General features: G+C 42.3%; 1 protein-coding gene. It reads right to left on the bottom strand.

Annotation, left to right across the window (positions count from 1 at the left end):
* A partial coding sequence (locus KK060_RS24920) for a RagB/SusD family nutrient uptake outer membrane protein (protein WP_254158013.1) occupies positions 1 to 371 on the bottom strand: 371 nt, incomplete at both ends.

Below are 371 nucleotides of genomic sequence, written 5' to 3'. Positions count from 1 at the left end.
AATCTTTAAACTCATAAGCTACGGGTTCCTGGCTTAAAGCAGGAGCCTGACTAACTTCTGCTGTAGGTAGAGGCAAAAGGAAGTTACCTGGGTTTGCAGTAGCATACCTTTCAGTAAACCATGAAGTTTTTGCGAATGTCCAGCCATTAGGATCTGGCCAACGGTTAGGATGTACCACGAAGAGACCACGATCCTGACTATTTATAATGTCGTATGCCTTTTGCGAGTCATAATAATGAAGTCTTACCAGGTCATACCAAGCCATACTTTCCATTGCAAACTCTTTGATACGTTCTTTGAAGATATCATCCCATGTAAGCGGATCTTCAAATTTGGAAAGACCGGCACGCATATGAACAGCATTGAAGTAC

It is taken from the genome of Chryseosolibacter indicum (assembly GCF_018598585.1).
In the GTDB taxonomy this organism is placed as follows: Bacteria; Bacteroidota; Bacteroidia; order Cytophagales; family Cyclobacteriaceae; genus Chryseosolibacter; species Chryseosolibacter indicus.
The sequence above is the reverse complement of the archived record's forward strand: the minus strand, read 5'-3'. Positions and strand labels throughout refer to the sequence as shown.